Raw genomic sequence first — 9576 nt, 5'->3', positions numbered from 1 at the left:
GGGTTATGAGCCCGACGAGCTACCAGACTGCTCCATCCCGCGCCTGTAATTTCTTTAAAACATTTTCGTAATATTTACGAGCCTGCCTTGAAGAGAGCGCTACTATATAGGAATAAACATTTAATGCAAGGCCTAAACTAATTAAAGTTGTTCAACCGAACAAAAAGCAATCAAATTGCTATTCTGCGCTCAACCTTTGATGCGGATTAATCATTTTTTGCCATTCCCAGTCTGGATGCCCCATCACTATAAAGTCAGGGTTCTCAGTACTCTCGCGTTGGTTGTACGTTAGCGGGTTAAATTCTGCATCGGTAATACAACCACCGGCTTCTTCAACAATAACTTGTGAAGCACCTGTATCCCACTCTCCCGTTGGACCAATTCTTAAAAAACAATCTGCTTTACCTTCTGCAACAGTACAAGCTTTTAATGAGCACGAGCCAATAGCAATAGTTGTAAACTGACTATTTAAATACTGACTCACCGCTTCTATTTTTTGGCGGCGGCTCACTGCAAGCGTCAAGTTCTCTGGCGGCGCTACAGATATTTGCTTATCAATTGAATTTTCACGTTTAAAGGCACCATTTTTAGCTGTAGCAAAATAAGTCACACCTTTTGCAGGCCAATGAATAACGCCAAGCACAGGATGATTATTTTCAATCAATGCAATGTTTACTGCAAAGTCGCCACTTTCTAAAATAAATTCGCCTGTACCATCCATCGGATCGAGTAACCAATAACGCTGCCAGTCCTGTCTGTCGGCAAGTGCAGGTATAGGTGTTTCTTCCGACATAATTGGGATATCGGGCGCTAAGACTTTTAATCCAGCAACCAGTACGTCATTTGCTGCTAAGTCAGCTTTGGTAACAGGCGTATTATCTGATTTCTCTTGTTGGCCAATATCGCCTTTTTTATAAATGGCCATAATTGCATCGCCAGCACGCTCAGCTAATTCAATACACGGTTCGATTAATTTATTCATCGGCAGCTCCAGACGCTAAATACTTATCTAATAATAGCAAAGCTGCAACACTGCGTGCTTCGGTAAAATCTTCTTGGTCTAATAATGACTGCCACTGAGTTAATGGCCACTTAACAACAACAAGCGGCTCTGGTTCGTCGCCAATAAGGGTTTGTGGGTATAATTGCTTAGCAAATAAAATATGCATAGTGGCATTAAAGTAACTCGGCGCCATTGTTACTGTTCTTAATGGTTTAAAATACTCAGCACCAAAGCCAATTTCTTCTTTAAGCTCTCTGTTAGCAGCTTGCTCTGGCGTTTCGCCCGGATCGATTAAGCCTTTAGGAAAACCTAACTGGTAATCGTTTGTGCCCGCACAGTATTCACGTACAAGTAGTAATTCGTTGTCTGCACTTAACGGAACAATCATCACTGCTCCCCGGCCACCGCCGCGAATTCGCTCATACTGACGCTCTTCGTTATTAGAAAACTTTAGCTCTAAAGACTCCACAGTAAACAGGCGGCTTTTAGCGACAACATTGTTACTGAGGATTTGTGGTGGTGTTGGGTGCTTTTTCTGTGTCATTGGCGTTAATTTGCTATCATGGCAGTTAGTTCAATAATAAACCTTATAAGTTGAAATTCCTATGTTAAATTGGTCAAAAATCGATACCGTTTTGCTCGACATGGATGGAACATTACTCGATTTACATTACGACAGTCATTTTTGGCTTAACGTTATTCCTGCGCAACACGCATTAGCAAGGGGCATTAGCCTAGATGCAGCTAAAGCAGATATTTTAAAACGCTATCAAGCTGTGAGCGGTCAAATACAGTGGTATTGTTTAGATTATTGGGAGCAGCAATTAAGCTTGCCTATAATGGAGCTTAAACGAGAGTCTCAGCATTTAATTAAAATGCGCGAAGACGTACCTCATTTTTTAACTGAGCTTAAAAAAGCAGGCAAAGAGTTAATTTTACTTACCAACGCCCACCCTGAGAGTGTCATGCTTAAATTTGAGCATACAGCGATTGATAACTACCTAGATGGCGTAGTGTCTACTCATGAATATGGAGTAAGTAAAGAGCAACAAAGTTTGTGGCACCAAGTACAAAAAGACTTAGGGTTTAATAAGCAGCGCACTTTGTTTGTAGATGACAGTGTGCCGGTTTTGAATGCCGCACGAGAATACGGCATTGAGCACTTACTTGCAGTTGCTAACCCAGATAGCCAACAACCACATAACGAAATAGCCGATTACCTAAGTGTTACCGACTATCGTAAGATTATCTAACTCAACTTACGTGACTTAAATTTTTGGGTAACGCGCTTCTAGCCCTTGATATACTAACTTTGCAAAATCTGCATGTTCTGTATCAAGGCTTTTAACTACTTCAACTAAATGCTCGTTATCTTCTTGCCCATTCCATTCTTTAATATAGCTACCATCTTTGTAACCGTGATCTTGGCGGAAAAAGTTTAACGTATTTTTACCTACGTAGCCGCGATATAAATCATCAATATCCATACCTATTTGCGCCATACAGCCGGCAAAAGCACCTGCATTAAACGTTTTATCAGCAACAGCAGACGCCGCTAATATCTCTAGTGTTTGTTTAAAGTCATCAGCTTGTTGAGCATTACTAAGCTCAGTTTCAAGTTGCTTTGCTAAGTCTTCGTAGCTAGTTTCGCCGTCAATTCTAAGCGATAGACCAAAATGAAAAATATCAACCAACTCTAAAATAACTTGTTCAGTATCTGGTGTTTGTTTTTTCCACCATTTCCAACCATGATGATCTAGCATTTCAGCACACTCAACCCAAATAGCGCGGTACCATTCAAACCCTTGAGTAAACCATTGCTCATGTACTTTAGTATTCATGGCGTTTTGCATTTCTAGCATCACTACTAGCTTGTTTAAATTGGCAGACATATCAATTCCTGTCGTTTTGGTTGGCGTAATTTTCGTTGGTGTAATAATACAGATAAAATGCTGATTGTGCATTGCTGTATATTTTTATTAGTGTGCTAGTTATGTTTATCGTGACGTCGTAAACTCATGCCATGAATCAATTAAATCAATGAAATCTTCAAAGCCACAACCACTACTTAAACCATTTTCTTCAAGCGCTAAATCGTCATCTTGATACGCTATTAGGTCTTCGCTGTCTTGATGAAGTGCATGGGCTTCAAATAATGCTTCGTCTTTCGTTAATATTAAATCTATTTCTTGGCCTTTTAGCGTTAGCGGCTCATAGCTTGAACTTACCGATGCAATAAGCGCTTGCACCATGGCTACTTTGTCTTTGCCTATTTCTTCGTTTAGCCAGCGACCAATAATAGCGTGTTCACTGCTTATTTTAATACGTAGCCCACTAATAGGGTCGCGAATAAATTGATATTCCATAGGGTTTGCCTGTAAATCTTTAATTGCGTAATTATATACGTAAACGCCCGTAAACCACAGGACATATAAAGTAAAATAGCGCCACATGGGCGCTATTTTACTCAACTTTAAAACCGTTAACTTCGCGATCTATAACGCGCTGCGTCAATGATCGACCATAAGTAAATAATAGGCACAAGTACAAAGCCTACAAGCACATAAATTAGTGCGTAACTTATTATAATAGCGAGTGCAAAAAATATAGCCGCTAAAATACGCCCTTGCACTAACTGCCCTAAACCAGGAAAAAATATATTACATAATGCTGCAATTACGTTACCGCCAGAACCTTGATCTGCCATACTAACCTCTGTATTTATTTGATTTTATAATTATTTACCTACACACTCTATGCCAATTTATTAAAGCTTACAAATCAAATAGTTAAATTAGTCTAGATTTAGAGAGTTGGTAGATTTTGCTAAAATTAGGTCAAATTAGCAATTATTGTTATCCGTTTACACTTTTTTATTCGCTTAATTAATTAGCAAGTTACTCGTTTTGAACACTATTTTATAAATAGCTGTTTATAAAAACAGTATTTTATTTAGCCTAACAAAAACACCTGTTATACTGCCCACAATATTGATTAAAAAGGCGTAACGATGGACGTTTCACAATTACTCGATGGCTTAAATGACAAACAACGCGATGCCGTTGCAGCCCCACTACAAAACATGCTGGTATTAGCAGGTGCTGGGTCTGGTAAAACACGAGTGTTAGTTCATCGTATTGCGTGGCTTATGCAAGTTGAGCAAGCCTCCGCTTACAGTATTTTTGCAGTTACATTTACTAATAAAGCCGCTAAAGAAATGCGTGGCCGCGTTGAAGAAACACTAAAAGCGCCTGTAGGTGGTATGTGGATTGGTACTTTCCATGGTTTATCGCATCGTATTTTACGTGCTCATCACCGTGAAGCTAATTTACCAGAAGCCTTTCAAATTTTAGACTCTGACGATCAGCTTCGGATGATCAAGCGCTTATTAAAATCGATGAATATTGATGATAAAAAATGGCCCGCTAAGCAATTTGGCTGGTACATAAGCGCCAAAAAAGATGAAGCACTTCGCCCTAAAGATATTCAAGCATACGATATTAATGAGCAAATGATGCTGCGTGTTTATGCCGCCTATCAAGAGGCCTGTGATAGAGCGGGCCTAGTTGATTTTGCTGAAATATTACTACGCAGCTACGAAGTGTTAAAAAATAACCCTACGTTACTGCGTCATTATCAGCAACGCTTTGCGCATATGCTCGTAGACGAGTTCCAAGATACAAATACCATTCAATATGCTTGGTTAAAATTACTTGCTGGCGATACTAACAGCATTATGATTGTAGGCGACGATGACCAAAGCATTTATGGTTGGCGTGGTGCTAAAATCGAAAACATTAAACGTTTTTTAACTGACTTTAGCGCAGAAACCATTCGTCTTGAACAAAACTACCGCTCAACAGCGACTATTTTGAAAGCGTCTAACGCATTAATTCAAAATAACTCAGAACGTATGGGTAAAAGCTTGTGGACCGACGGTAACGACGGCGAGCCAATCTCTATTTATGCAGCATTTAATGAGTTAGACGAAGCACGCTTTGTAAGTAGCAAACTACGAAGCTGGTTAAATGCAGGTAATGCCCTACAAGATGCCGCAATTTTATACCGTAGTAACGCGCAATCTCGTGTACTTGAGGAGGCCATGCTGCAAGAAGGCTTAAAATACCGTATTTATGGTGGTATGCGATTCTTCGAACGACAAGAAATTAAAGATGCGCTTTCGTATTTACGCCTAGTAGGTAATCGTCAAGACGATGCCGCGTTTGAGCGTGTAATTAATACGCCAGCACGCGGTATTGGTGATAAAACATTGAGCCATATACGAGATTGTGCACGAGCAGAATCGTTACCGCTTTGGTATGCCGCAAAAGCAATTGTAGAACAACAGCACTTATCTGGTCGTGCCTCTGGTGCAGTAAGTAAGTTTGTAGAACTAGTCGAACAAATAGAAGATAAAATTAGCGATCTAACTTTGCATGAGCAAGCCAAGTACACAATTCAAACCTCAGGCTTGATGGCAATGTACCAAGCTGAAAAAGGTGAAAAAGGCCGTGCTCGCGTAGAAAACTTAGAAGAGCTAATTAGCGCATGTGACCAGTACGAACTTCCTGAAGACGAAGAATACAGCTCGCCTTTACAAGGCTTTTTAGCACATACGTCACTTGAGTCAGGTGAAGGACAAGCAGAAGAGCACGAAGACGCCGTTCAAATGATGACACTTCACTCAGCTAAAGGCTTAGAGTTTCCGTTAGTGTTTATGGTGGGCGTAGAAGAAGGCATGTTCCCTTCTCAGCAAAGTAACGAAGAGTCTGGTCGTTTGGAAGAAGAGCGCCGCCTTTGTTATGTAGGCATGACACGAGCAATGGATAAGTTATACATTAGCCATGCTGAGAGTCGCCGTTTATACGGGCAAGAAAAATACCATAGCCCATCACGCTTTTTACGCGAAATACCTGAGGACTGCGTTGAAGAAATTCGTATTAAAACACAGGTTTCTCGCCCGCCTGCCGCCGGGCGTTTTAGCGCATCAGTTAGCCATGCCGCATTTGAAGACAGTGGCTTTAACTTAGGGCAACGAGTTTTGCATGCTAAGTTTGGTGTTGGTACCGTACTTAATTACGAAGGCAGTGGCGCGCAATCTCGCGTACAAGTTAACTTTGACGACCTTGGCAGTAAATGGTTAGTAACGGCCTATGCACGATTACAAGCTGTATAAAGCTCACCTAAATGAGTTAGAACAACAACTAGCTGGCGCGTATCATCGTCAGCTAGTGTTGATTACGGGCAGCCCTGCTTGGTGTTATGAATTACTTAACTCATTAATAGATGAAAACAATACACTTGTTGTATCAAAGCAGTGCGCGATTAAAAATTCGTACTGGCCTACTCGCACTCACCAAATTTTAGGGCAAGAATTTGCTCATGCTGTTTACGATGGTTTTAGTGGTTTACACCCTGATAAACTTGCAGCACTTACCGGCACCGTTAAAGCAGGCGGTATACTGTTTTTATTACTGCCCGAATTAAATGATTTAGCCTCTTGGCAAGACCCCTCATTAAGTACAGTGCAATCACACGGTCAGAGTATTGAATACAGTTTATTTAATCAACGTTTCGCGGCTATTATTAAGCAATTACCCGCTTTTCATTTTAGTGAAAAAAATGGCTGTATTAGTAATCTCGTCAGCTCTGTTACGCATAATAAAATTGATTATGTACCACAGCAAAACTGCGTTGAACAAATAGTAAAAATAGCTAATGGTCGTGCCAACAGGCCTTTACTCATTAATGCTGATAGAGGTAGAGGCAAATCGGCAGCACTTGGCTTAGCTGCCGCAAAATTGACTGATAAAAAAGTAATTATTTGCAGCACTCAGTTTAAAGCGACCCATAGTAGCTTTAAACATTTAGCCAACGAGTTAGACCTACAATACAACGCTCAACATAAACAGCTCGCCAACTTGCACTACGTTGCACCTGACGCGTTATTAAATGCATTACCTGAGTGCGATTTATTACTCATTGATGAAGCTGCCGCGATCCCTGTACCGTTATTGCTAAAAATGCTAGCTCATTACCCTCGTATAGTCTTTGCAAGTACACTGGTTGGGTATGAGGGCAATGGTAGGGGTTATACCATTCGCTTTAGTAACTATATAAAAGCGCACTATAAAGCCTCTAAAGTTGTAACGCTTGATGAGCCACTGCGTTTTGCTAAACACGATCCCCTCGAGAAGCACATTCGCACCTTGCTTGCACTCGATGCACAATATAAAGAGTTAAGTAGTGAGCAATTAGAGCAGCCAGTTCACAGCGAAATAACTCAGCAATCCCTTGTAAACAATGAGCCTTTACTGCAACAAGTTATTGCCCTGCTTGCATTGGCTCACTATCAAAGTAGTGTAAACGATTTACGCCAACTACTAGACGCACCATCGCAACGAATATTCATCAGCAAAATTAACAATCGATTAGTTGGTGTATGTTTAATCGCAATAGAAGGTGGTTTAAGTGAAGAACTTGCTCTACAGGTTATAAGCGGAGAGCGCCGCCCACAGGGTCATTTAATGGCTCAAACCCTCTCACAACTTAGTTTTAATAATGACTACTTAACACAGTTGAGCGCTCGCGTTGTACGAATAGCGATTGATCCGAGTTCTCACAATATGGGTTTTGGTAAAAAGCTACTTAGCTATTGCGAGTCGCAAGTAAAAAGCCAATGTAGTTGGTTTGGTGCAAGCTTTGGCGCAACAGCGCAGCTACTTAACTTTTGGCAAAAACAAGGGTTTGATACCGTAAAACTGGGTTATCAACGCGATAAAAGCACAGCTGAACATTCAGCGCTTGTGGTTAAATGCTTAAGCAATAAAAGTGCAATTATCCAACCTTTGAAAAAGCAGTTTAAAAACGACTTTTTTTATGCTCTTTTAACACATTTTAAAACACTAGATTGGCAACTTATAAGTATTTTAATTGAAGGATTTAGCGATGAGTTAGTAAGCCCCGAGACTCGCGAACGATTAGCCTTACTCGTAAACAGTAACTTCACTCAATTTAATATCTCTGCGACTCTCTGGCAGGTAGTGAATCAGTCTCCTTCTTGTATGTCTCAATTAACAGAGTCTGATAAACAACTTTTAATAAAGTTAGTGCTGCAAAATGAATGTAATGAAAAAGTGATTCAACACTTAGGTTTATTAGGAAAAAAGCAGCTTGAGAATCAATTTAAACGTGCCATAAAAAACCTCACTAGTGCCATCTAATAACTCCTAGTTACCTATCTCTATTAAATCTTATCCATCTTTAAGCTATTTATTTAATTTGTTCTATCCTTAAAGCATTAACAGGTAAATTAAGATAAAGGCATGGAATTAATAAACTTTAAAGTGGGCTGCAAAACAATTTCACTTAAAATACTCGATATTTTATTAACAGAGCGCTTTGACAATAATCTAACAACTTTACCCAACAATAATAAAAGCTTTATTGGTGTTAAAGATTATATGGATATACCAACGCCTGTGTTTGATTTAGGTATTATTTTAAATAATATCTCAACCGAACAAAGTAATGCGCATGTACTAAAACAACTAAGAACATGGCAAGAAAAACTATTAAACTGGTTCAATACCCTTCAAAGTAACTTGCTAAATAGCTCGGCTTCTATTTCAAGCAATGATGCAGAACTACAAGATTTTGTTCTGTTTTACAAAGAGTTCAACACCGATAATGAAGACTTAAAACTAACAATGTCTCGACTTAACGAACCTTTCCAATCATTGCTAGAAACGGTAAAAGAAGCTATATCAGCTCATAATCAAAGCGATTATAAACAAGTATCAGCTCTGCTCGAAAAAATTAAGCGTAGTAACCTAATTCAGCTAGAGCGTTTATTCGAATCAGCTAAAGAGCAAATAACCTTAGACTATAAACCTATTATTGTTTTTACCACTAAAGACGGCTTAAACCCACACGTAGGGTTATTGGTAGATAAAGTCGAAGATAATATCGACTATAAAAAAGAAGACATTAAACCACTAGATAAGCTCACTGAGGTTGGTTTTGATCTAGACCCACAAACTAAAAATATGATGCGAGGATTAATCAAGCTTACACAAAAGCACAGTGTATTAATTGATCCAAGCGTAATATTTAAACCAACACAACTAGAAGAATCTGAAAGTGAAGAAACTCAAGCTTACGGACTATTTTAAATAGTCGTTAGATTTGGTTATAAACTTTAGTACTGAAGTAAGGAGCTATTCTACTCGACTTGTACATTTAGATAAATTGGAGAGAAATCGAGTGCGTAATGTTAGTTACTCATATTTCACTTTTCTGCAAACGTAAAAAAGCCCGAATCGTTAGATCCGGGCTCGCTACAATGTGAAGTCGGTGCGCTACGCAGTAGAATGTCATAGTGCCCACAGCAGTAGAAAGTCACGTAGCAAATGCTAATTTATTGGCCGAATGGGGTATTGAGGGTTTTTGTTGTGATTCTAGCGTCGGGAGTCGCTACGCTCGACCTACATGCTAGGTGTTGACGAGTGTACATTAATTGCACGTATTTCACTTTTCTGCAGACGTAAAAAAGCCCGAATCGTTAGATTCGG

Annotated in this window: 9 protein-coding genes; 4 read left to right on the top strand and 5 right to left on the bottom strand. The window is 39.6% G+C overall.

Translation table 11 applies throughout. The features are described from left to right. Positions 1 to 178: 178 nt before the first annotated feature. Positions 179 to 982, bottom strand: coding sequence for a 3'(2'),5'-bisphosphate nucleotidase CysQ (gene cysQ, locus GQR46_RS11105; RefSeq protein WP_007586545.1), 804 nt, complete (start codon positions 980 to 982; stop codon positions 179 to 181). After that, the gene (nudE, locus tag GQR46_RS11100) at positions 975 to 1547 is read right to left on the bottom strand and encodes an ADP compounds hydrolase NudE (protein WP_007586548.1); all 573 of its coding nucleotides are present in this window, start codon (positions 1545 to 1547) and stop codon (positions 975 to 977) included. The genes cysQ and nudE overlap by 8 nt, the downstream gene beginning before the upstream one ends. Before the next feature lie 61 nt (positions 1548 to 1608). On the opposite strand from nudE, the gene yrfG reads away from it, so the two are divergent. Next, complete coding sequence (yrfG, locus tag GQR46_RS11095; protein ID WP_007378908.1) at positions 1609 to 2256, top strand: GMP/IMP nucleotidase; 648 nt, start codon at positions 1609 to 1611, stop codon at positions 2254 to 2256. A gap of 15 nt (positions 2257 to 2271) precedes the next feature. On the opposite strand, the gene GQR46_RS11090 is transcribed toward yrfG, so the two are convergent. The 3 genes from GQR46_RS11090 to GQR46_RS11080 all read right to left on the bottom strand — a co-directional run bounded on the left by GQR46_RS11090 (position 2272) and on the right by GQR46_RS11080 (position 3710). Continuing rightward, entirely contained in the window at positions 2272 to 2895 is a 624-nt protein-coding gene (locus tag GQR46_RS11090) for a dUTP diphosphatase (protein WP_165726845.1), read from the bottom strand. Between the two features lie 105 nt (positions 2896 to 3000). Further along, positions 3001 to 3369, bottom strand: a complete 369-nt coding sequence (locus GQR46_RS11085; protein ID WP_024592461.1) for a YacL family protein — start codon at positions 3367 to 3369, stop codon at positions 3001 to 3003. Between the two features lie 116 nt (positions 3370 to 3485). Next, positions 3486 to 3710 (bottom strand): hypothetical protein, encoded by a 225-nt coding sequence (locus tag GQR46_RS11080; protein WP_002963009.1) that lies wholly within the window; start codon positions 3708 to 3710, stop codon positions 3486 to 3488. Positions 3711 to 4013: 303 nt separating this feature from the next. Here GQR46_RS11080 and uvrD point away from each other — a divergent pair, with 303 nt between their 5' ends. From uvrD to GQR46_RS11065, 3 genes are all read left to right on the top strand, one after another. Then, the gene (uvrD, locus tag GQR46_RS11075) at positions 4014 to 6179 is read left to right on the top strand and encodes a DNA helicase II (protein ID WP_007586555.1); all 2166 of its coding nucleotides are present in this window, start codon (positions 4014 to 4016) and stop codon (positions 6177 to 6179) included. Next, complete coding sequence (locus GQR46_RS11070) at positions 6157 to 8226, top strand: GNAT family N-acetyltransferase (RefSeq protein ID WP_165740977.1); 2070 nt, start codon at positions 6157 to 6159, stop codon at positions 8224 to 8226. The genes uvrD and GQR46_RS11070 overlap by 23 nt, the downstream gene beginning before the upstream one ends. 102 nt (positions 8227 to 8328) lie before the next feature. Next, the gene (locus GQR46_RS11065) at positions 8329 to 9177 is read left to right on the top strand and encodes a chemotaxis protein (RefSeq protein WP_165727087.1); all 849 of its coding nucleotides are present in this window, start codon (positions 8329 to 8331) and stop codon (positions 9175 to 9177) included. The last annotated feature ends 399 nt before the right edge of the window (positions 9178 to 9576 follow it).

The organism is Pseudoalteromonas sp. Z1A6 (assembly GCF_011378745.1).
GTDB classification, from domain to species: domain Bacteria; phylum Pseudomonadota; class Gammaproteobacteria; order Enterobacterales; family Alteromonadaceae; genus Pseudoalteromonas; species Pseudoalteromonas arctica.
This window is presented reverse-complemented; position numbering and strand designations above follow the sequence as displayed.

Bases quoted from the DNA above. Each gene is read 5' to 3' on its own strand.
- cysQ (WP_007586545.1), bottom strand. From the start codon at position 982: ATGAATAAATTAATCGAACCGTGTATTGAATTAGCTGAGCGTGCTGGC.
- nudE (WP_007586548.1), bottom strand. From the start codon at position 1,547: ATGACACAGAAAAAGCACCCAACACCACCACAAATCCTCAGTAACAAT.
- yrfG (WP_007378908.1), top strand. From the start codon at position 1,609: ATGTTAAATTGGTCAAAAATCGATACCGTTTTGCTCGACATGGATGGA.
- GQR46_RS11090 (WP_165726845.1), bottom strand. From the start codon at position 2,895: ATGTCTGCCAATTTAAACAAGCTAGTAGTGATGCTAGAAATGCAAAAC.
- GQR46_RS11085 (WP_024592461.1), bottom strand. From the start codon at position 3,369: ATGGAATATCAATTTATTCGCGACCCTATTAGTGGGCTACGTATTAAA.
- GQR46_RS11080 (WP_002963009.1), bottom strand. From the start codon at position 3,710: ATGGCAGATCAAGGTTCTGGCGGTAACGTAATTGCAGCATTATGTAAT.
- uvrD (WP_007586555.1), top strand. From the start codon at position 4,014: ATGGACGTTTCACAATTACTCGATGGCTTAAATGACAAACAACGCGAT.
- GQR46_RS11070 (WP_165740977.1), top strand. From the start codon at position 6,157: ATGCACGATTACAAGCTGTATAAAGCTCACCTAAATGAGTTAGAACAA.
- GQR46_RS11065 (WP_165727087.1), top strand. From the start codon at position 8,329: ATGGAATTAATAAACTTTAAAGTGGGCTGCAAAACAATTTCACTTAAA.